At 54.4% G+C, this 21,714-nt stretch carries 23 protein-coding genes; 12 read left to right on the forward strand and 11 right to left on the reverse strand.

Features of this window, described 5'->3' with window-relative positions; all coding sequences use genetic code 11:
- The first annotated feature begins 209 nt into the window (after positions 1 to 209).
- Entirely contained in the window at positions 210 to 947 is a 738-nt protein-coding gene (locus tag SynA15127_RS07035; RefSeq protein ID WP_255475423.1) for a phycobilisome rod-core linker polypeptide, read from the forward strand.
- Between the two features lie 1,233 nt (positions 948 to 2,180).
- Positions 2,181 to 2,444, forward strand: coding sequence for a hypothetical protein (locus SynA15127_RS07040; protein ID WP_186483465.1), 264 nt, complete (start codon positions 2,181 to 2,183; stop codon positions 2,442 to 2,444).
- 1,647 nt (positions 2,445 to 4,091) lie between these two features.
- On the opposite strand, the gene SynA15127_RS07045 is transcribed toward SynA15127_RS07040, so the two are convergent.
- The 4 genes from SynA15127_RS07045 to SynA15127_RS07060 form a co-directional block, all read right to left on the reverse strand.
- Complete coding sequence (locus SynA15127_RS07045) at positions 4,092 to 4,433, reverse strand: ferredoxin (RefSeq protein ID WP_255475424.1); 342 nt, start codon at positions 4,431 to 4,433, stop codon at positions 4,092 to 4,094.
- 615 nt (positions 4,434 to 5,048) lie between these two features.
- On the reverse strand, positions 5,049 to 5,840 hold the full coding sequence (locus SynA15127_RS07050; RefSeq protein WP_186483467.1) for an ABC transporter substrate-binding protein: 792 nt from the start codon (positions 5,838 to 5,840) through the stop codon (positions 5,049 to 5,051).
- A 264-nt stretch (positions 5,841 to 6,104) separates the two neighbouring features.
- Positions 6,105 to 6,863 carry an ABC transporter ATP-binding protein gene (locus SynA15127_RS07055; RefSeq protein ID WP_186483468.1) on the reverse strand — a complete coding sequence of 253 codons (759 nt, stop codon included), beginning with the start codon at positions 6,861 to 6,863 and terminating at the stop codon, positions 6,105 to 6,107.
- Entirely contained in the window at positions 6,850 to 7,872 is a 1,023-nt protein-coding gene (locus SynA15127_RS07060) for an iron ABC transporter permease (protein ID WP_186483469.1), read from the reverse strand. Before SynA15127_RS07060 ends, SynA15127_RS07055 begins: the two co-directional genes overlap by 14 nt.
- A 385-nt stretch (positions 7,873 to 8,257) precedes the next feature.
- Between SynA15127_RS07060 and SynA15127_RS07065 the strand changes: the two genes are divergently transcribed.
- A complete protein-coding gene (locus SynA15127_RS07065) occupies positions 8,258 to 8,551 on the forward strand; it encodes a 2Fe-2S iron-sulfur cluster-binding protein (protein ID WP_186483470.1) in 294 nt (97 codons plus the stop codon).
- A 377-nt stretch (positions 8,552 to 8,928) separates the two neighbouring features.
- Here the strand turns inward: SynA15127_RS07065 and SynA15127_RS07070 are convergent, their stop codons facing one another.
- Genes SynA15127_RS07070 through SynA15127_RS07085 form a run of 4 tightly spaced genes read right to left on the reverse strand, consistent with a single transcriptional unit; the run spans position 8,929 to position 12,560 of the window.
- Complete coding sequence (locus SynA15127_RS07070) at positions 8,929 to 10,287, reverse strand: S41 family peptidase (protein WP_186483471.1); 1,359 nt, start codon at positions 10,285 to 10,287, stop codon at positions 8,929 to 8,931.
- 34 nt (positions 10,288 to 10,321) lie between these two features.
- Entirely contained in the window at positions 10,322 to 11,542 is a 1,221-nt protein-coding gene (gene ispG, locus SynA15127_RS07075) for a (E)-4-hydroxy-3-methylbut-2-enyl-diphosphate synthase (RefSeq protein WP_186483472.1), read from the reverse strand.
- Positions 11,543 to 11,564: 22 nt separating this feature from the next.
- A complete protein-coding gene (locus tag SynA15127_RS07080; RefSeq protein WP_186483473.1) occupies positions 11,565 to 12,137 on the reverse strand; it encodes a uracil-DNA glycosylase in 573 nt (190 codons plus the stop codon).
- Positions 12,138 to 12,143: 6 nt separating this feature from the next.
- Positions 12,144 to 12,560: a VOC family protein gene (locus SynA15127_RS07085; protein ID WP_255475425.1), complete on the reverse strand. Its 417-nt coding sequence runs from the start codon at positions 12,558 to 12,560 to the stop codon at positions 12,144 to 12,146.
- 53 nt (positions 12,561 to 12,613) lie between these two features.
- Here SynA15127_RS07085 and SynA15127_RS07090 point away from each other — a divergent pair, with 53 nt between their 5' ends.
- From SynA15127_RS07090 to SynA15127_RS07120, 7 genes are all read left to right on the forward strand, one after another.
- Positions 12,614 to 13,792 (forward strand): pyridoxal phosphate-dependent aminotransferase, encoded by a 1,179-nt coding sequence (locus tag SynA15127_RS07090; RefSeq protein ID WP_186483474.1) that lies wholly within the window; start codon positions 12,614 to 12,616, stop codon positions 13,790 to 13,792.
- Between the two features lie 27 nt (positions 13,793 to 13,819).
- Positions 13,820 to 14,743 (forward strand): putative selenate ABC transporter substrate-binding protein, encoded by a 924-nt coding sequence (locus tag SynA15127_RS07095; protein WP_186483475.1) that lies wholly within the window; start codon positions 13,820 to 13,822, stop codon positions 14,741 to 14,743.
- Entirely contained in the window at positions 14,740 to 15,444 is a 705-nt protein-coding gene (locus SynA15127_RS07100) for a phosphonate ABC transporter ATP-binding protein (protein ID WP_186483476.1), read from the forward strand. Before SynA15127_RS07095 ends, SynA15127_RS07100 begins: the two co-directional genes overlap by 4 nt.
- Positions 15,423 to 16,943 (forward strand): ABC transporter permease, encoded by a 1,521-nt coding sequence (locus tag SynA15127_RS07105; RefSeq protein WP_186483477.1) that lies wholly within the window; start codon positions 15,423 to 15,425, stop codon positions 16,941 to 16,943. The genes SynA15127_RS07100 and SynA15127_RS07105 overlap by 22 nt, the downstream gene beginning before the upstream one ends.
- A gap of 13 nt (positions 16,944 to 16,956) precedes the next feature.
- Positions 16,957 to 17,634, forward strand: a complete 678-nt coding sequence (locus SynA15127_RS07110; protein WP_186483478.1) for a GDSL-type esterase/lipase family protein — start codon at positions 16,957 to 16,959, stop codon at positions 17,632 to 17,634.
- Positions 17,635 to 17,671: 37 nt separating this feature from the next.
- The gene (locus tag SynA15127_RS07115; protein WP_186485759.1) at positions 17,672 to 17,839 is read left to right on the forward strand and encodes a hypothetical protein; all 168 of its coding nucleotides are present in this window, start codon (positions 17,672 to 17,674) and stop codon (positions 17,837 to 17,839) included.
- A gap of 157 nt (positions 17,840 to 17,996) precedes the next feature.
- Positions 17,997 to 18,674, forward strand: coding sequence for a sigma-70 family RNA polymerase sigma factor (locus SynA15127_RS07120; RefSeq protein ID WP_186483479.1), 678 nt, complete (start codon positions 17,997 to 17,999; stop codon positions 18,672 to 18,674).
- Here SynA15127_RS07120 and SynA15127_RS07125 read toward each other — a convergent pair.
- On the reverse strand, positions 18,655 to 19,368 hold the full coding sequence (locus tag SynA15127_RS07125) for a DUF92 domain-containing protein (RefSeq protein WP_186483480.1): 714 nt from the start codon (positions 19,366 to 19,368) through the stop codon (positions 18,655 to 18,657). The genes SynA15127_RS07120 and SynA15127_RS07125 overlap by 20 nt on opposite strands.
- Before the next feature lie 86 nt (positions 19,369 to 19,454).
- Between SynA15127_RS07125 and SynA15127_RS07130 the strand changes: the two genes are divergently transcribed.
- Positions 19,455 to 19,850 (forward strand): hypothetical protein, encoded by a 396-nt coding sequence (locus tag SynA15127_RS07130; RefSeq protein WP_186483481.1) that lies wholly within the window; start codon positions 19,455 to 19,457, stop codon positions 19,848 to 19,850.
- On the opposite strand, the gene SynA15127_RS07135 is transcribed toward SynA15127_RS07130, so the two are convergent.
- Both SynA15127_RS07135 and SynA15127_RS07140 read right to left on the reverse strand, forming a co-directional pair.
- Entirely contained in the window at positions 19,840 to 20,586 is a 747-nt protein-coding gene (locus tag SynA15127_RS07135) for a 16S rRNA (uracil(1498)-N(3))-methyltransferase (RefSeq protein ID WP_186483482.1), read from the reverse strand. The two genes, SynA15127_RS07130 and SynA15127_RS07135, sit on opposite strands and share 11 nt — an antisense overlap.
- A complete protein-coding gene (locus SynA15127_RS07140) occupies positions 20,579 to 21,028 on the reverse strand; it encodes a DUF3531 family protein (protein ID WP_043691225.1) in 450 nt (149 codons plus the stop codon). Before SynA15127_RS07140 ends, SynA15127_RS07135 begins: the two co-directional genes overlap by 8 nt.
- 42 nt (positions 21,029 to 21,070) lie before the next feature.
- Between SynA15127_RS07140 and SynA15127_RS07145 the strand changes: the two genes are divergently transcribed.
- The gene (locus SynA15127_RS07145; RefSeq protein ID WP_186483483.1) at positions 21,071 to 21,709 is read left to right on the forward strand and encodes an ABC transporter ATP-binding protein; all 639 of its coding nucleotides are present in this window, start codon (positions 21,071 to 21,073) and stop codon (positions 21,707 to 21,709) included.
- The last annotated feature ends 5 nt before the right edge of the window (positions 21,710 to 21,714 follow it).

Here is a 21,714-nt window from a genome sequence, read left to right on the forward strand (position 1 = left end):
CTGAAACGCAATCGGCAAGAGGTTGCTAATTTTTCTCATATTCAAGTAGAGATATTATTTATTGGGCCTGAGAAAAGAGCAATAGATCTAATTATACGCCCGCAAATGCCAAAGTTACCCGTCTGATTGTCTTTATAGATACAGCCATGTAGCGTCCCATGCGAGTGTAGAGATTGACAATAGCCTATTAGATGTCAAGCATACAATCGATGAATCAGTTGTACATAAAGTATTCAACTCAGAATTCTCGTGTAAGACGTGTGCAAGTAAATCTGTCTCGATTTGAACAGGAACGTCCAGAAATTGATAAAGAAGAAGCAATTGAGCGATGCTATCGACAAATTTTTTTCCATGCAATGGAATGTGATCGGGAAATTTTTCTTGAATCACAATTAAAGACGGGTAGCATAACAGTAAGGGACTTTGTCAGAGGATTATTGTTGTCGGAACGTTTTTATAGGGGTTATGTTGCATGCAATAGCAATCAGAGACTGGTCGAACAGGTGATTGGACGTGTCTTCGGGCGACCTGTATACGACAAGAGTGAAACTATCTCGTGGTCAATACTTATTGCAGAAAAAGGTTTTGGTGTATTTGTAGACACTATTTTGGATAGCGCTGAATACATGGAAAAATTTAGCTATTGGGCGGTTCCAGAGCAGATCAACCGTCAACTGCCTGGTCGTGATCGAGGTGAAATGCCAATTTACCAAAGCCTTCCAAGATATGGACATGCCTGGAGAGACTGTCTAATTGAAAGAAAGATGATGATCTCACCCTCCGAATTCAGATTGAGAATGCTCCCGAGATCATCAGTTGACCGACTAATATATGAAAGGCCTACAGGACGTAGTCGGCAACTGTGGGTATCATTCTTGCTTATAACAGCATTATCATCAATCACTATAATCTTGTTCATCTTCAATGCTATGTTTGAAGTCCGCTAGGTGAATGACATATTGCCAAGAATAACTCACTGATAATGACAGAGGTCAACACGATTCTTCTGCAAGACGTAAGTCATAGGCCACAGAAAATATGAAGTGGTTTTAGGATGCATTGCCTCCACCAGTTTGATTGGATGAATGACTATTACACTGATAATTAGTGCTTTTTTAAGCCAATAATATTCTATTGCTGTATAGAGTTACCAGTCTGATTGGAAATTCTGGGCATTAATGATCAGGCTATATGGGGCTGTTTTTTGTCAATCACAGTATCTGCTATTGCAGAGACATCAACACTGATACCTCAAGGGCGAGATTAAAAACCGCATGAACACATGCTTTGAAGCCGCCCTTTTGCTCTTGTATTCATTTAAGTACAAGACTGAAAACTATTGCCCATTTGGTTTCCTACAGCATATGAATTCAAACCTCTCAGCTATTTCATGAGTGTGGCTCTGACTATGTAGAGAGTTAATAGTCACGGGAGCTGACTCCTCAGGGGTAAAGGAGGAGCCAGTTATGTCCCGTAGCCGATGGCATTCACCCCATCGGGCGGAGGTGCAGAAAGTGCAAATCCAAGACAACAATCGCGTACATGATCAAATCCCATGCTCCTGAATGAAACAAGATCAGCGCTCAAATGATCTGAAGACGCGTCAAACCGCTCGCCAGCGGAGCTGACGTCGATCCTGACTCCTCTGGGATAGAAGAGAAGCCAGAACCTGGTCCGACGCCCGATGGACCTTGACAACCATCGGATGGAAGGAGATCTCAGCATCCCTCCAAGGACACTATGGGCATGCAAATCAAGACGTGACGAGCCTATGAGCGTTCACCAGCATCTAAATGAGCATAACTATCGTACCGACGGGCTGGCCCCTCCGGGCTAGAGAGGAGCCAGATGCATCCCGACGACCGATGGCGCTCACTCCACCGGTTAGAAGGGATCCATGCTGATTCACCCCTCCAATGTCATCATCACAAGGCGATTTCGTTCATGCTGTTCCAATGATTCACCTAACTTGATCAAATGAATTGTCAAGCTGATTGCGATGTATACGAGCGGAATTGTGGTCACATCGGGGCCATTCTGATTACACCTCGATCAGCCCCTACGGCCTATACCAAGTAGCAATGCTATAAACGTCAAGTTTTTCTTGAATCATCAACATCAAAGCCAGGGTGATGACGAATATGATATTCAAGTGGGTGAAGTCATCGATGAGAATAAAAGTGCGCACGGCGAGTGCAATCCTTGTTAATGGCTATGAAATAGTAACGGCAACATTTATCAGCCAGATGCCTGATTGGCGTATGAACTTCGTTGAATTTAATTTCAGTTTTAATCACTTAATACAGGAGTATGAACAGTGCAACGATCTAAATACCATCAGCTATGCGGAATACAGGCAAACAAAGCATGTTGTGACATGGAAGCTGGCATCTATAGGCAGAAAAACAACTGATTCGCTGCTGCGTCGACTGCAAGTGCGCTGATCGATTGAAAGTGCATTTTGAGAACTGAACATGCATGATCAAGATCAACTGACCAGACAAGCTCTCTCATTTCAATGAATGAGTAGGAAAATCGAATGATCTGAGCCAATGTAAGCCGAGCCCAGTGTGTTGACGTCAAGCCTGGCTCTCCTTGGCAGAGAAGAGCCAGCACTTCCCTCGACGCCCGACGGGAACGACTCCATCGGAGGAAGGATCACGAATCTTGAGTGAACCCTCCTCAAACATGATCGCCATATGCATTGATAGGTGTCGTGCCAATGAGTCGACGACAACATTCAAATGAATGGCGGACTGGTAACGCCGGACTGGCTCTCTTGGTCATCAGAAAGCCAGCGTTCATTCCGACGCCGATAGGGAACTGTCCCCATCGAGTGGACGAGCAGCTCTGCCCAACTGCACGACCAGTCTCAGCATCGCTGGGTTCAACGTGGCGTTGACGCCCCAAATGACTCAGCCATGCTGGTCAAATGTGGCTGGTTCCATTGGGATAGCCAGGAGTCCGTCGTGTGATCGGGCCGAGGCCTTCCTTACATCAACATCATCTCCATGCGATTGGAGCTGTGTTGTACCGACTGGCTGGCAACATGTTTGTTCTGATATTCGCTCCCTTATCCATACCGATGCCGATGAGGCCAGTTGCGACGACAGGGAAGAAGCTGTGTCCAATGGCTGGAGGCGATCGATCCCGACTCAGTAGTGGATCACAGCATCATTCAGCGGCCGTCTGTTGGGATACTCGATACCTCCCCTGGGAACGATTGCCGGATGGCCAAGCAAGTATCCGTAGGTCATCAGCTCCTAAGTCAAAGGGCGCGCTTCACCCTGCATACCCAAGGCGGTTGCAAAGAAATTCACTTGAGCTATGGAAGTTATCGAGTCCTCATCAGGACGATGTTCGCTTGTGACGTGTGAAGATCCTTGAGAATTAATTCCACAGCTAAATTGGCATCATGCCTGCAGCCCCAGGCTGTTACACAGGTAGCATAAGCAATGCAGAACACAGTTCTACAACGTACCTATCAACCAAATAATCTGTCACGAATCATACGAACGAATTCCAACAGCGATTAGAGAATTCCGTAAAAGTACGCAATCTGCACCTCCAAAAAATAAAATCCACACTGTCTAACAGCACTTGCTAAGACCTATTCCAGATATTAGGATAAAGAATTGATCTATTATAACTGCGTTCACAATACGATGTTGTTGCCTCAAGATCACGCGGAGCAGTGGCGAAAGACTGTTGATAGCTGTCAACAAGATCAAGCATAAGGCAGTCAACAAAGCGAGAAGTGAAAAAGAGCACCTGCATGCGTCCTAATAGCAGTTGTCATTCATCAATCATGAGAAGCATTAATCCTTGCATCGCCCCATAACCTATTAAAAATGAATGGACAGCGTAAACACCTCCTACATCAACGGTTCAAATGAGGTTTAATAATGAATCTTTATTGCGTAGAAGACCATAACAAAGTGATGATTCGTGCAAGTCAACTATAAGCTGATTGGACAAGAAGTAAACACAACATCCTTGTTGTGGCTTAATGGAACCGACAAATACATTGATCAGCAGTAGTGCTCACACGCCAAGTAACTCCACAGCCATATCTACAGATAATGGGCAATCTATTCTGAACCTATGGGCATACGATCATGTTCGGAGAATGTAGATAGAGTTTCAAAATGGAGCCAATGAATACAATCAGTAGGGCAAGTATCAATTGCTTCTTGGATCCGATCTTCGGAATCACCATCTTGCCTGAAAGCACGGCAGCGACCTGTTTCTTGAATTACAACAAACGTATTGGTTGCAACATTTGCACAGTATCGACATCCAATACAAGACTTTTGGTCGACCCAAACAGCTTTGGCTCTTAATTCGCCACCAAGAAGTGGTTCCAAACCAGATCTTTGAGCAGGTGGACTTGATGGCGCCTGAAAAGCAACACTCGCAAGGGCATCTGACAACAGAATTCCATATCAATTCATTGATATAATGGCAATATCAACCAAGCACTGGTAATATTTAATTACAATATGCTGTGCTTCATTTTAACTAGGCGAGCACCATTAGACGCCAAAAGACGTTTAACCTGTGACAGTCGCAACCTGATCGTAACATAAAACACTGTATGATTAATGCAAATATAATTATTTCGAGATTATTCAGATCCCAAGGTGTGACCGCCATGTCACGTACTAACCAATCCACTGAAGAAAAGCAGTCCCAAAATACTTACCACGATTAATATAGTTACACTAAATGTAGCGAGTCATCAATCAAATCCACACAAAAAAGTTATTAGAATTTGCATCCACATCGACGTATAAATACAGAGAAGAGCTACTGGATTTGCAATGAATATGGAACACAATTTCACCTGTATTTATAACATCTGGGGATCAATCAAAGATCACTTTGGAAACAAGACTTGTCGGCGCATACGATGCAGATAACAGCAGGCAACCAGGTCATCAATGAGCATTCAGGAAGTCAAGCAACAGGCTCTGAATCATCTAGCAAAAAGCAACTCAACGTATACCATAGAACGTTGAAAGAATTTGGTAATTTCACTTTGATGATTAGAATTTTTGAAGTAGCGTACACGCCCTAGCAATACTATCCAAACTACCCGGATTGATCAAACCGTAATAATCCATGGCAATTATATCCTCTTTGTCGATGCCTGGGAAATACTTGTGCAATGATTTGCGTAGGCTTGGCGATTCATCCGATGGCTTAATAATAATGATTTTATCTGCATTAATAGACATCAGTCGTTCATTTGACATTGTAATATATCCATTGAAGGGGCTTTTCCCCGATAAATGCTTTGTTGCATTTGTGAAGCTGTTATGACTCAATAATGAGCCTGCCCAACTATTTTCTGTTGGTGATAACATTGGAGAATTACCAGCTAAAATTAAAACACGATTTTTATTATTGGGCGAATGACTTATGGAATGTGTCGGTGTCGGACAAATATTTTTCAACTTTCTATCTTGTTTCGATGCACTTGGCAAGTACCTATTGAGAATTTGGTCAGCATCATAGAGTGCTTCTAAGCGGTCCATCTTTAAAGCAAGTGTCTGAATGCCAAGTTTTTTAAGTTTAAGCAATATACGAGAATGAAAACCATCAGCACCAATAACAAAATCCGGTTTAAGTGCAATGATTGATTCAATATTGGGCATGTTGCGTCCTGACGAAACTCTTTTGATATCAACATATCTTGAGTCATTATTTGTCAGAGAAGTTCCAGGAATACCGACTAAGACTTGTTTATTTAGATTTACAACCAAATCAGAAGACAATGAAGTCAGCGTAACAACTCGACGAATATCTCTCTTACTTTGTTTAGCGTCTTCGCTCATAGCCTCGACAGCCATAGTAGAGAGTAAGGAGCATATCGACAGCAGATAAATAATTATTGACCGCATTGATTTTACTTCTATTACAACTAATATAACGAATAGAAGCCAGCAAGCTGGTGAGGAATTTGACATGTCTTAAATTCATATGATCCTTAAAGCGATTGAATAGTGTTTAATGACATAGGATCTACCATTCGTCAAAAATGAACTCAATTGGAATATATGTTTTACTAGATTTGTCGACAAAGTTGAAGAGTCGTCGATCTAATAGACTGCAGATCTAAATTGATTGAATTCAATAACTTCTATATCAAGGTCAAATGTTTTGCTTAGATTTAATGAGGTATAAACGGAGTCTAGAGAGCCAAATTTGAACAAATTACCCTCACGAAGCAAGGCAAGTTTGGTAGCGTACCTCGCCATATGATTCAGGTCATGCAATACAGTAACAATTATCTTACCTTCTATTGCAAGTTTACCTAGGAGATTAAGGACTTGTCTCTGTGCAACGATATCAAGATGATTTGTTGGTTCATCCAAAAAAAGAACTGATCCATTTTTAGCTAGTGCTAAGGCTAGAAATGCGCGTTGACGCTCTCCACCAGAAAGCGTATCGACAGCACGATAACTATATTGATTTAGTCCGACGAAGTCGATGGCATACTCAACAGCCTCATGATCCTCTATAGAAAGGCCAAATTTCCAGGCAGGAATGTGTGGATAACGACCCAATCGTACCAATTCAATAACTGTTAAATTGGAAATCAATTCATTTTTCTGAGACATCACTGATAGCTCTTTATTCAAATTGGGGCTATGGCAATATTTTTTAGCGTTTAGAAGAATTTCACCAGATGTTGGTTGCAACAAACCTGCCATCAAGCGAAGAAGTGTAGATTTGCCTGAACCATTACGGCCAGCAATAACAAACCAATCACCGGATGTCAATGTAAGAGAGACATTGCTAATCAGTGCAGATTTATCAATCTGATAACAAACTCTTGAAAGATTAAGATCTACCATTACTACTTCGCATATAATGTGACCTTTGTAAAAGATAGATGAAGAAAGGACTTCCCAGAAGTGAGGTTACAATACCTACTGGTAACTCCCATAAATATGATCTTGCAATAACATCTGCTATGAGAACAAACATGCCGCCGGCAAATCCGGAGATGGGAATTACATGGATATAATTGTTTCCACAAAGTAATCGAACAATATGCGGAATAACCAAGCCAACAAAGCCAACGAGACCAGCAATACATACAGCACATGCTGTCATCATTGTTGCTATTAATCCAACAAAAATTCGCATTCTAAAGATTGATAACCCCAATGATTTGCTGGTGTCACTATCCAGAAAAGCTAAATTGAGCTGCTTTCCAAACAGTAGCGATATACATCCGCAACTCACAATAGGAATCCACGTATATTTTATGTCATCCCAATCCCTTCCCGCTAATGTGCCAGAAAGCCAAGTTAGTGAATTCTGAATACGGGTATCATCAAACGTCAATAAAAATATTGACTGTATAGAGCTCAGAACACTACTGATAGCCACTCCAGAGAGAATTAGTCGCTGTACGGAAATATTATTTTTTTCGTAAGCGATTAAAAATACGATTACAGCAGCCAGGATTGAGCCTGCCCATGCACCAAACGGAATAAACGAAGATAGTACATTTAAAGATAACATGATGACAACGCATATTCCTGCACCTGACGAAATCCCCAATAAAAATGGACTGGCCAGTGGATTACGCAGCATGCCTTGAAGCATTGCTCCCGACAGACCTAGCGCGCAACCAGTAAGTAGCGCGGCGATTGCTCGAGGCAAGCGAATATCATGAATAATTACTTGAGCGGTAGAAGTATTTGAATCTCCGAAGATATAGTTCAAGACTTCATTAATGCCAATTTCTGTTTCACCTGTTGATAGCGACCATAAAAAAACGATTGGAAACAAAATTGAAATTACAAAATATGCAATATTCCTCGGATTATTCCTAAATTGCGCAGTGTTGTACATTTATCAAGAAATAAGGATTACTCCAATTTTGCCAAGAAGATACTTTTTGAGTTTAGTCATGCTTACATAAGTAAATCCACTGATTTACGTGCCATTTAATACAAGAAGATATTGTCTTTGGTCTGCTTCGTTGTTTCAAGTTATACTACGTATCGCTTGAGTGTCTGGCCGGCCTGTAAGTGAATTGCTCATCAGCAACAGAGTCGAACAAATATCTCGATGACTGCTATCCATTACCTGAAAGGAAGTGACTGCAGTGTTGGGGTTTGGTGAGCTCCACAAAACATTGAGCGAATCAATTGATACATCAATTCAGGAAATTAAATTAAGCATATGGGCAATTTGTTCTCCGGCTCAATAATTAAGATTCATTCATTTTTGATTCATGGCAGCCTACAACGTCACGATTACAACTAGCGCAGGCGAGTTCTCATTTGAGTGTGCCGATGACCAGTACATTCTTGATGCAGGTGAAGAGGCGGGAATTGACATGCCTTATTCATGCCGTGCCGGAGCGTGTTCTACATGTGCTGGCAAACTATTGAGTGGTTCTTTGGATCAATCAGATCAAAGCTTCCTAGATGACGACCAACTGGAAGCAGGCTTTGCACTTTTATGTGTTGCTTATCCCACAAGTGACTGCAAAGTAATTGGCGAGGCCGAAGAGATGCTCTATTGATGTAATCAATTTAATGATTGCTGCTGATGTCGCACGCAAGGAGCGATTTCAATAGAGTTCTCCGTAAGAACCCCCTGTTCGATTTGTTCTAAACCACCTTTTAGTTGTCAAGATTAAAGCTGCTCAAATCAGAACCGGATGGGCTTTCAGATAGTTTCAGATCTTTTTAGTATTTCGGTGTAATTGTTTCGGGTGATGCACAGGCCGTTGTTGACGCCTACTTTGTCTTGGCCTGACTCTTTGACTGTAAACTGGGCAAAGCATGACCTACAGAAGTCATGGATATAGACACATCGAGATGACTGCCGATTAAAGAAATCTACAAGTGAAGCGAATGCATTCACTCGTCGGAATCGAAATTCTTCGCTGCCAGGAGATTACTGTTTAGGCGTCTGGATCGCGGATTGAAGATTGGCGCCAGTTGGGCTGTAGGTCTGACCAGCGTCTGCCTTGGTAAGCGCTTTCACGAGGGCGGACTCAGCGACTTTGTACTGACCGTCCTTCGCCGTTCCGAGATCATCCGGGGTGAGTCCCTTGATCTCCTTCTCAGTGAGATCGGCTTCCAAGTCGGGTTTGATGCCGTTCTGATGGATGTCCGTGCCGCGAGGGGTCAGATATTTGGCGATGGTCACCGTCATTCCGGAACCATCGGCCAAACCACGAACGGCCTGCACAAGCCCCTTTCCGAAGGTCTTCATGCCGACGAGTTCGGCACGGCCGTTCTCCTGCAGTGCCCCGGAGAGGATCTCGCTGGCACTGGCTGAACCCTCGTTGATCAGCACCACCACAGGCTTATCAGTGAGAGCGCTGCCGGTTGCACGACGCACATCACGGATGCCCTCGCGGGTTCGTGTGCTGACGATCGTTCCTTCGTTCAGCCACTGGCGTGCGATGTCGACACTGGCTTCGAGTAGACCCCCGGGATTGCTGCGCAGATCCAGCACATAGCCATCCGCCTCCTGCTCCTCGAGTTCGCGGATCGCCTCACGCATCTCGCGGGAGGCATTGGCATTGAAGGTCTTGAGACGGATGTATCCGACCTTGCTGCCATCCTGGGCTGTGTTGAGGCTGGACTTCACCGCATTGAGTTCGATGCGGGCCCGGATCAGAGGCACATTCAGAACCCTGCCGTCGCGGCGGAGGCCGAGCACCACCTCGGAGCCCTCAGGTCCGCGGATCAGCTTGACGGCGTCGGAGGTGCTCATGCCCTCGGTGGAGGCACCATCGATGGTGATGATCACATCCTTGGACTGAACACCGGCCCTTGAGGCCGGTGTTCCATCGATCGGCGAAATCACAACCAGTTCCTTGGTCTCCTTGTCGAGACCGAGCTGAATCCCGACACCCATCAGCTCCCCGGTGGTGTCGATCTGCATCTCCTTGAACTCCTTCGGGTCCAGGAAGCGCGTGTAGGGGTCGTTCAGGCTCGCAAGCATGCCGCGGATCGCCTCATAGGAGGCATCGCTGTCGGCGTAGGACTTCCTGAGTAGTTCGCCCCGCAGGTGACGCCAGCGCGATTCGGTGTAGGCACCACTGGAATCAAGGTAATCGCGATACACGATCTGCCAGACCTGATCGATCACCTCTTTCGGGCTGTCGGTGATCGAACCACCGACGGAACTGGGAAGACTCAACCCCGGCCTTGACACCACAACAGCAGCGGCGATTCCACCCAGACCCAGGATCAGCAGGGAGCCCGACCGCACCAGCTTCCGCAGGGGTGAAACGCTGGGCATGAGGCGTGAAAAATGATGATTCACCCTAACGACATCAGGCTGGTTCAACCCAGCGGCCGTCCTCCTTGATCAACTGGATCAGAGCGCTGACACCTTGATCCTCAGGCACCTTGCGGATCTCCTCGCGACCGCGGTAAAGGGCGATGATTCCCGGCCCTTTACCGACATAACCGTAATCAGCATCTGCCATCTCGCCAGGACCGTTGACAATGCAACCCATCACGGCGATGTCGAGGCCGGTGAGGTGAGATGTGGCCTCCCGCACTTTGTGCAACACCTCCTCAAGGTTGAACAGTGTGCGTCCGCAGCTTGGGCAAGACACGTACTCGACCATGGTCTTGCGCAGTCCAAGGGACTGAAGGATCGAATAGCAAACCGGAATCTCCTTTTCAGGTGCTTCGGTGAGCGACACACGAACGGTGTCACCGAGACCATCGGCCAGCAGGGTGGCGATCCCAGCCGTGCTCTTGATGCGGCCGTAATCACCATCTCCGGCCTCCGTCACCCCTAGATGCAACGGGTAATGGAATCCTTCCCGGTCCAAGGTGTCCGCCATCAAGCGGTACGCCGCCAGCATCACCGGCGCCCTCGACGCCTTCATCGAGATCACGATGTTGTGAAAGTCGAGGTGATCACAGATCCGAACGAATTCCATCGCCGACTCGACCATTCCCTTGGGGGTATCGCCGTAGGTGAACAACATCCGTTCGGCGAGCGAACCGTGGTTGACGCCGATGCGCAGGGCCTTGTTCTGATCGCGCAACAGGGTGACGAGTGGTTCGAAGGTCTCGCGGATGCGGGCACCGATGGCGGCAAATTCCTGCTCTGTGAACTCCTGCCGATCGGGATCGGGCTTGTCAAACACGAACAGGCCTGGGTTGATCCGTACCTTGTCGACATGCTTGGCAACCTCCAGTGCGATCCGGATGCCGTTGTGGTGGACATCCGCGACCAACGGCACCTTGCACCCAAGTGCCCTTAGTTCCGCCCGGATTTTGCCCATGGCCTTGGCATGGCCGATCGATGGGGTTGTCACCCTCACGATTTCACAGCCCGCCTCGACCAGCCGGATGATGCCCGCCACCGCCGCCTCGATGTCGAGGGTGTCCTCGTTGATCATCGACTGCACCACCACCGGATGCTCACTGCCGATGGGCACGTCCCCCACCATCACGGTGCGGGTGACACGCCGGTGGATCTGGGTGTCGTAACGACGGTCCACAACAGCTGGCGTGGTTGGCAGTGTGGCGGTCATGACAGGATTCGCCGCGAGCGGTTCAACGTTCGCACAGGTGCTGTCGCACTGAGGAGAGATCCCGGCGCGTTAGATCGATGGGAGCACCTTCATCAGGCGAAGGATTCCTCAGCAGATAGGAGGGATGGAAGATCGGCATCACAGCACGGTCCTGCCATCGCTGCCAGCGCCCCCGCAGTTGCGTCATGCCGCCCTTGATCCCCAGGATCGCTTCCACCGACGTCGCACCAGCCAGAACGACCGCTGCGGGGTTCACCTGTTGCAGCTGAAGATCGAGCCAGGGCCGGCAGGCGGCGAGTTCCACCCGCTTCGGGCGTCGGTTGCCCGGCGGTCGGCATTTCACGGCATTGCAGATGTAGACATCCGTCTCGAGGTCGAATCCGGCTTCCACCAAGAGACGATCAAGCGCCTGGCCGGATCGTCCGACAAATGGCTGCCCGGTGGCATCTTCTCGGGCTCCGGGGGCCTCACCGATCAGCATCAGAGGCGCCGAAGCGGAACCTCGGCTCACCACCACCCTGGTGCGGGTCTCCGAGAGGGAACAGGCGGTGCAGCTGCCACAGAGGTCCAGTTCCGTGAGCGGGGTCTCGGCCATGACGGATCAGATGGACGGGGCAACCACAAGCAGCGGATTCTGCTCGGGGTCCTCTAGCCAGGCTTCAGCCCCGAACGGTTCCACGCGCGGGGGCTGCTGCACTCTGGCGCCAGAGGCGATCAACTCGGGGAGACTCGCCTCGAGCAGGTCCAGGGGATGCTCACAGGCGGAGAGCCTGAGACAGGGCGCCAGGGTGCGTCCACGCTCTGGGAAAGGACGGGATCGAGAGGGGCGGTAGATCTCCAGACATCCCCCATCCGCCAGCGGCACGCGCCAGTGTTGCCGAGAGAAACCCTGTTCGGCGACGGTCCCGAAGGCAAGGGCATAGAAACGGGCCAGGGGTTCGGGGGCGTGGGCCGCCAGCACCCAGGTGATCGAGATCGGTTTCATGGCGATGAGCTGGCAACTGGTTGTCTGGGACACCACATGAGGCAGGATTGGCTCTTTCAAACGCATCCGGGGGAGGTGCGTTGCTGATGCCCACCCCGACCGTTCTGTCCCAACGGGCTGAAGCCCTGAAGCCGTCCCTGACCCTTGAAATCGGGGCCAGAGCGAAAGCGCTGAGGAACGAGGGCCGCGACATCTGCAGTCTGAGCGCCGGAGAGCCGGATTTCGACACCCCCGCATTCATCGTCGACGCCGCCCGCAAGGCCCTCGACGATGGAATCACCCGCTACGGGCCGGCGGCCGGTGATCCCGAACTGAGAGCGGCGGTGGCTGAGAAGCTGAGCACCGAGAACGGCATTCCCACCAGGCCGAGCCAGGTGCTGATCACCAACGGTGGAAAGCAGGCGATCTTCAACCTGTTCCAGGTGCTGCTCAACCCCGGCGACGAAGTGCTGATCCCTGCGCCGTTCTGGCTCAGTTACCCGGACATGGCCGCTCTGGCGGGAGCCAGGAGTGTTGTGATTGCGTCGAACCCTGAGGAGGGCTTCCGGCTCGATCTCGCCGAACTGGAATCACGCATCACGGAACGTACGCGCCTGCTGGTGCTCAACACCCCCGGGAATCCGACCGGACGGGTGATGAGCCGTGCGGAGCTGGAAGCTCTGGCCGAGCTGGTGCGCCGGCATCCTCGTCTGTTGGTGATGAGCGATGAGATCTACGAATTCCTCCTGGCGGAAGGGCAGGAGCACCACAGCTTTGCGGCCCTCGCACCGGATCTGGCGGAACGCTGCTTCACGGTCAATGGGTTCGCCAAAGGCTGGGCGATGACCGGATGGCGTATCGGGTACCTGGCCGGAGACGAGACCGTGATCAAGGCGGCGTCGGCGCTTCAGAGCCAGAGCACCAGCAACGTCTGCAGCTTCGCCCAGCGCGGTGCGCTGGCGGCACTGCTGGGCAAGCGGGACTGTGTGATTGAGATGGCGGAGAGTTACAACCGCCGCCGCACTCTGCTCACGGAGGGTCTGCAGGCGATTGATGAGATCACGCTGCTGCCACCTCAGGGCGCGTTCTATGCCTTCCCGCAGCTGCCGCCACGCATCAACGATTCCATGAAGTTCTGCCGCCGTGCGCTGGACGACGCTGGACTGGCCGTGGTTCCCGGCGTTGCCTTCGGGGCGGACCGTTGCATCCGACTGTCTTGCGCAGTGTCTGATGAGACAATCATGGATGGTCTGGGGCGTCTCGAGCGACTGCTCAGAACGCCCTGAACCAACCCTGAAATATCACATCCACTGATGTCTGTTCGACAACATCGGGCCGTGGTGGCCGCTGGCTTGATCGCCGGTCTTGCCATAACGGCCAGCGTGACCAGCTGCAGTGCACCGAAGCAAAACGCTGAGCAAGCAGTGCTTCAGGTCGGTGCCATACCTGACCAGAATCCCGAAAAATTAAATCGCTTATATGACTCGCTATCGCAGGAACTGAGCGAACGTCTGGACGTTCCCGTTCGTTATGTACCGGTGAGCAATTACGCAGCGGCCGTCAGTGCCTTTCGCACCGGCAGTCTCGACCTGGTCTGGTTTGGAGGTCTGACTGGAGTCCAGGCAAGGCTTCAAACACCAGGGGCTCGTGTTCTGGCTCAACGGGATATTGACGCCAAATTCACCAGTGTTTTCATCGCCAATGGCGCCAGCGGCCTGCGCCCCTTCACCAGTGCTGATCAGCTTGTTGAGCTGAAGGGGCGTCGGATGGCCTTCGGATCGGAGAACTCCACATCGGGCCGACTGATGCCGCAATACTTCATGGGGCAAAACGGCGTACAGCCTGAGGATCTCGCGGGTGGCGGCCCGGGATTCAGCGGCAGCCACGACGCCACGATTGCGGTGGTTCAGAGCGGTGCCTATGAGGTCGGCGCCCTGAATGAACAGGTCTGGACCAGCAACGTCGAAACGGGTCGTGTTGATCCTGAGCAGGTGCTCGTGATCTGGAGAACACCGCCTTACGTCGATTACCACTGGGTAGCGCGTCCTGATCTGGATGATCGTTTCGGAGCCAACTTCACCGACAAGGTGCAATCCGCACTTCTGGATCTGTCGCCGGACACGGCAAGAGTCAGCACGATCCTGGATCTGTTCGGTGCCGAACGTTTCATCCCGGCTGAAAATGATGACTACGTCAAGATTGAAACGGTGGGTCGCGAACTCGGCAAAATCCGTTGACCGCTGAACTGGCGTTGCAGCAGGTCGGCGTTCGGGGTCGCCTTGAACCGCTCGACCTGCGCATTGCCGTCGGAGAACGCGTCGCGCTGCTCGGAGCCAGTGGAGCCGGCAAGACGACGCTGCTGAGCCTCGCCAATGGCAGCCTGCAGCCCGATCAGGGCTTGGTGCAGTGGCGAGGCCAGGCGATTAGAACATTGCCGCGTCGGCGGCGGATGGAGATCGGAACCCTCTGGCAGGATCTGCGCCTGATCGAGGAACTCACGGTCGGCCGCAATGTCAATGCCGGTGCCCTTGGGCGACACTCCCTGCTCTGGGCCCTGCGCAACCTGCTTCAGCCGCTCGAACGACGGGAGTGTCTGGCCGCGGTGACCACAGCGGGGCTGGAGCCAGAGCTGATGGACACCGCGGTGAGCCGCTTGTCCGGTGGCCAGCGACAGCGGGTGGCTCTGGCCCGCCTGTTGCGGCAGCAGCCGCTGCTGGTGCTGGCGGATGAACCGCTTTCCGCCCTTGATCCCGTGCTTGCCGAGGAGGTGATGGTCGCTCTGCTGGATCAGGCCGGCTGCCTGGTGAGCCTGCACCGTCCCGACCTGGTGCATCATTTCGACCGCGTCATCGGCTTGCGACAGGGGCGCCTCGTGCTCGACGCGTCCAGCGGCGATGTCAGGTCAGACGCGATCGCATGCCTCTACCAATCCCTCTGAAACCGGCTCTGCCCCTGTGGCCTCTGCTGCCTGGCCTTGTCTTTCCAGCGATGCTGCTGGTGCTGGCACTGGATCTGCATGGCGGCGGGCTGAACCTGCTCGGCCGTTTCGCACTGGCTGCCGTGCAGCCCAGCCTGGATCCTCCGCTGATCGCAAGCCTGCTGCAGGGTCTCCAGGTGACGTTGATCACGGCCCTGCTCGCCTGGGGTGTGAGTTGCCTGGCGGGATGTGTCCTGGGGCTGCTCAGTTCACGTCATGTCTGGCTGCTGGTGAACGGCTCCACCACAGGCGCCGTGCTGGTCCGACGGCTGCTTGCTCCGATCCGTTCCCTGCATGAACTCATCTGGGGACTGCTGCTGCTGCAGTTGTTCGGTCTGAATGGATGGGTGGCGGTTCTGGCGATCGCCGTCCCCTACGCCGCTCTGCTGGCCAGGGTCGTGAGTGATCAGATCGACAGTCGTAATCCGCCGGCGTCCCTGGCGCTGCAGAGAGGTGGAGCCGGTCCGGGAGCCGCCTTCGTCACCGCCGTGCTGCCAACGGTGGGACCGTCGCTGATCAGTCAGATGGCTCAGCGTCTGGACTGTGCCCTGCGTTCGGCTGTGCTGCTGGGGGTCTTCGGTCTCGGAGGTCTGGGAACCGATCTGGTCCTCAGTCTTCAGTCGCTGCAGTTCCGTGAGCTTTGGAGCGGTCTCTGGATCCTGGCGCTCGCCATGGTTCTCCTCGAAGTGCTGCTGAACCGCTTTCCCACCGGAATGATCCTGCTGCTGCTGACGGCAGCACTGCCGGCAGGTCTGTTATGGGGATCCATGCTCCAGCTGGATCTCACAGCACCGCAGCTGGCGGATCTGTCGTTGTTCCAGGCGGTGGATGGCGCTGCGCTGATGGAGGCCCTGACCACGACACCCTGGCCAAGCCTGATTCTTTCCACACTCGGATTGACACTGCTGGCCAGCGCTGTCGCCATCAGCGGGCCGGTGCTGGGGTTGATGGCCTGGCCGGGGCGGTCAGCGGCGCATCTGCAGCGGTGGGGATGGGGACTGCTGCGTCTGTTCCCACCACCGCTCACAGCCCTGCTGCTGCTGATGATGGTGAAGCCGAGTCTGTGGCTCGCCGGTCTGGCCCTCGGACTGCATCATCTCGGCGTGATGGGCCGGATTCTTGTGGAGGATCTTGATCACAACGATCCCGGGCTCTCCCAGGCTCTGCGCTGCATGGGAGCCGGACAGCGCCAGGCGTGGCTGATGGGGGAGCTTGCTCCATGCAGTCGCAGCTATCTGATCTATGCCGCCAGTCGCTGCGATGTGATCCTCCGTGACACCGCTGTGGTTGGACTGGTCGGTGGAGCCGGACTGGGCTGGCAGCTGATCGAAGCGCTCGGTTCCTTCCACTGGGCCCAGGTGTTCTGGCTGGTGCTGGCCTACGCCACGCTCACCAGCCTCGGGGAACTGCTGATGGACCGGCTGCAGAGACAGTGGGCCTGTCAGGCTGGCTCGCTCTGAGTTGTCCATGCTGATGGCAATGGCACCGCGGCAGCTGGTGGTTCTGGGTGACAGCGGCGTTCATGGCTGGGGGGATCGGCTGGGCGGTGGATGGTGCGAGCGGCTCAGGCTGGAATGGATGGGACTGCCCCAGGCGCCGGTGATCTACCCGCTCGGCGTGCGTGGTGACGGACTGGAGGCCGTCTCGGCCCGATGGCGGAGGGAATGGAGCTGCCGGGGCGAACTGCGCCGGCAGCAACCGGATGGTGTGCTGCTGAGCGTCGGTCTGAACGACACCGCTCGCATCGGCAGGCCCAACGGTCGACCACAGCTCAGCGAGGAGGCTTACGCCTTCGGCATGGGTCAGCTGCTGGAAGCCATCAGCCGCGAGAGCAGCGTGCTGGTGATCGGCATGACGCCGGTGGACGACCACGTGATGCCCTTTGCGGACTGTCTCTGGTACGCCAACCCAGTGATCGAGCAATACGAAGCGGTGCTGGCGGAAACCTGCCGGGAACACGATGTGCCCTTCCTCGCGATGCACAAACAAGTGCAGGCTGAAAAAGACTGGCTGAGCTGGCTGGAGCCCGATGGACTTCACCTGAACGCCGATGGCCATGCCTGGATGCATCAGAGGCTGCGGCACTGGCCCGCTCTGCTCGCCTGGGCCGGGTTACAACCCTTGAAGACACTGACTCCGAACACGGCATGAGACCTAATTTGCGTGTTCCCTGACACAACTGATGCACGTGGGGCTCGACCGCAATCTCGACCCGACCACCGGACGCACCTCCGCGCAGCGGAAGACAACCCTGAAATGGGATGTGAACGGGGAGCTCACCGCCGTGGACATGGTTCGGGTGATCGATCGGCTGACCCAGCCTGAGCTCGCCCGATGTGATCTCGACCCTTCCTGAATCGAGCCGCGACTCAGGCACCCGAGTGCCCCACAACGGCACCTGGGTGGGCGTGCGCTCGGCCTGAAGCTCGGAACTCTGAGGAGGACGATGCGTTCTCCTTTTGATCAACCAACAACACTGGCGCCAAGAACAGCGCCGACCACTTCCAGATGCCGTGCGGCATCGCAACCAACGGATTCTTCAACACCTAGGGCTGGCCCACCTGGTCGCCAAACGTCAGCGGCAACAGGGGCCGGAGGAGTACGACGATCTGCTCCAGGAGGCCTGCCTTGGTCTGATCGCCGGGGTGGATCGCTTCGATGCAAGTCGGGGACTGAAGCCCAGCTCCTATCTGCTCAGCCGTGCAAACGGCCAGGTGATGCACTATCGACGGGATCGTGCGGCAACGCTGCGCATCCCCTGGCGACTGAGGGATCTGGCCGTGCAAGCCGGGCGTCTCCGCGATGGTCTCTCGCAGGAGAGTCAGCCGCCTCTCTCCCGACAGGCTCTGGCCAGACGTCTCGGCGTCACGGACACACGGCTGAAGGACGCCTTCGTAGCCCTCCAATGCGCACGGAGCCAGAGTCTCGACGCCGTGCCATGCGAACTGGCCGAAGAGCCGACCGTTGATCGCCAGCGGGACTGGCTGGTCCAGGCCATGCTCGAACTGGATCCGGAACAACGCCGGGTGCTTCAGGCCCATCTGATCGACAGGCAGAGCCTGCGAGAGGTGGCGCAACGTCAGAACGTGCGTGCCGGCGGACTCCGATCTGTGATCCAGGCGGGGATCGCGCGTCTTCAGGACCTGGCGGAGAGAGACGGTGAGCTGTCGCTCAGATCTGCATCGCTGTGATGGCCAGGACTGCCGCCAGGGAAGTCTGCAAAGCATTCACCAGTTCGTTGCTCATCCAGTCGTAACGGTCCTGCACCAGCGCACCGAACAGACTCTCGGCCAGGGTCGCCACCAGACCGATCAGCACCACCAGACCGGTCAACGGCCAGGACGGAATCAGCTGCAGCGCAAGCATCAGAACACCCATCAGCAGGCTGCCGAAGGCACTGGCCAGGGTTCCCTCCAGGCTGATTGCCCCTTCCGTACCGGGTGGAACGCGACGGAAGCTGGTGATCAGAACGGTTGTGCGTCCCCAGCGCTTGCCGATCTCACTGCCGAAGGTATCCGCCAGCTTGGCGGCGAAACTGGCGGCGAAACCCACCAGCAGGACTGACCTGGGCTCCAAGCCGGCGCCGATCAGCAGTGCCAGCGCAGCGCCGGTGGCAGCCGAACCCCAGACATTTTCCGGGCCACGGCTGCCTCCTCGGGCTTCGGCCAGACCACGGCGCTGCTTGTCGCGGAACCCGAGTTTGGTGACGGCACTGCCGAGCGCCAGATAAAGCACCACGGCCAGCCAACCCTGCCAACCCAGGGAACCCAGCAGAATCGTTCCAAGGGCTCCGGCATGGATCCAGCCCGCACGTGTGAGCAGCGGCAGTCGCTGCGCCAGGGCGATCAGCACCCCATGAATCAACAGGGCTGAGAGCCAGGGCATACCGACTGTGTTGCACTGCCCTAAGCATCCCTCGTCATGCCAGGCCGACGGGGGAGAATCACCCGTGATCGTGCAGCGACCAGGGCATGGTGTTCAACAAGCAGAACAAAGGATTTTTCCTCACCCTCGATGACGAGGCAGCCCCTGCCGATCTGAGCATTCCGAGCCAGGCGACGGACAGCCCCGAACCCACGGCCACTCCGGTTGTGGTTACTGAACCGTCTGAGATCGCTCCGGAACCGGTGGTCACCCCAATGGCGGTGACGGCGTCCGCCCCTGACTCCGATAACCCCACGCAGACCACGGCCGAGGCGATTGCCGCCGAACTGGCCGAGGCGGAACAATCCCGTCCGGCCGTCACCATGGTGACCTTCGCTCCCGAGAACCTGCTTCCCGGCACAGGCTTGAGGGCACGACGCAGGCAGCCAGGGGCCTCCATACGCGGTTTCCGTGCCATCGCCAGCGATCTGTTCAAGGTCTGATCTGGCGCCACGACGACAACTTGACCGCCGCACAAACGCCGGCGGTGGAGGAGCGCAGGATCGTGGGAGCCAATCCCACCGGCTGCCATTGGCGTTGCCCGAAGAGGATCTGCTCCTCCGCTGTCCAACCGCCCTCCGGCCCGATCACCAGCCACAGATCCTGATCCGGAGCCGCTGCCTGCTCAAGCCAGAGGCTCAGCTCCTGAACCTGATCACAGCGCGTGACAGCGACCGCCAGCTGAGACGGGGGAGAAGGAGACCAGTCCTGTAGCGAGCGCAAGGGATGCAGCGTCGGTTGCCAGAGGCGTTCGCACTGCTCAGCCGCTTCGCGCAGGATGCTGGCCCAGCGGTCCGGACGGTGCTCCGCCTGGGGGGTGCATCGCGCCGTCTGCAGTGGCTGAAATCGGTCCACCCCCAGTTCACAGGCCATGCGCAGCAGATCGTCCATGCCGCGGCGGACCAGGGCCACCGCAAGACCCAGCTGCTGACGCGGTCGCGGCTCGCTTTCGGCGGGTGAGGAGGGGGCGGTGTCCAGGATCAGGGCAGCGTCGGCATCCAGACGGGAACTCCAGAGGTGACCGCAGCCATCGATGACGGCCACCGGATCACCGACCTTCAGGCGCAGCACCCGACGCAGGTAATGACGTTCGTGCTGCCTGAGGGACAGAGCCCGGTTCCGGCTGGAGAGAGCCCCCAGACGTTCCGGCTCGATCAGCAGCCGGCGCAGTTCAGCCACCCGCTGGGAACAGGCTGTCTGGATGGTCCTCCACGGGCCAGTCCTCATTCACTCCGCCGACGACCAGTTCCTCGATCTGAACCACGTCGGAATCCAGCTGTCGCAGCGCATTGATGAGCACATCAAGGCCGACGGCATCACTGGTGCCGAGATCAACCCAGCATCGGCCCCACGCGTCCCGGTATTCCATCTGCCCCATGTTGTGCATGAGGGCGGGCATCACCGATTCGGCCTCCTCGTTGTCGTAGGCCATCCAACTCAGGTCAGCACTTTCCTCATGCACCTGCAGGTTCTCGGCATTGAATCCTCCGAGACGGCCGATCACATACCAGCTGTCGAAGATGCCATCGACGTAATTCCGCTCCCCCTGGCTTGGAACCTCCGCAAAACGCAGCCAGAGCCAGCAATTGAAGGGGTCGACCTCCCGAAACCGGATGTCCATGGGTCCATCGATTTCACCTCATCATCATTCAAGCTGGACGACATGCTTGATCTGGATGCGCTGCACTACAGCCCGGCGACAGCCGCGGATCCAGTGCTGCGTGGGGTGACCCTGACGGCCAGGAACGGGCAACCCGTGCTGATCGCCGGAGCCAGCGGCAGCGGCAAGACCAGCCTGCTGGAGGTGATCAGCGGCCTTGCCGGCAACCAGCACGGCGAGATCCGCTGGCAGGGTCAGGCCGTCAACCGTCGGCAGCGACGCTGGCTCTGCGGCATCGTGTTTCAGTTCCCGGAACGGCATTTTCTGGGGCTGAGCATCCAGCAGGAGCTGAAGCTGGGTCAGAGGCGACTTGGATGGGAGCAGCAGCAACATGTGCTGAAACGGGTCGGTCTGGCGGATGTGGACCTCAGCACCCCGCCGGAGCGACTGAGCGGCGGCCAGCAGAGAAGGCTTGCCCTCGCGGTGCAGTTGCTTCGCGGTGCAGAGGTGCTGCTGCTGGATGAACCCACCGCCGGGCTGGACTGGTCGGTGCGCCGCGAGGTGCTGCAGCTGATGTCGGACCTGGCCGATGAGCGGATCCTGATCGTTGTCACCCATGAACCGGAACTGTTCGAAGGCTGGCTTTGCGATCGCCATGCCCTCCTGGACGGACAGCTGAAGCCACTGATTACATTGCCCTGACTTGG

The sequence above is a fragment of the Synechococcus sp. A15-127 genome (genome assembly GCF_014280215.1).
Classification (GTDB): Bacteria; Cyanobacteriota; Cyanobacteriia; order PCC-6307; family Cyanobiaceae; genus Parasynechococcus.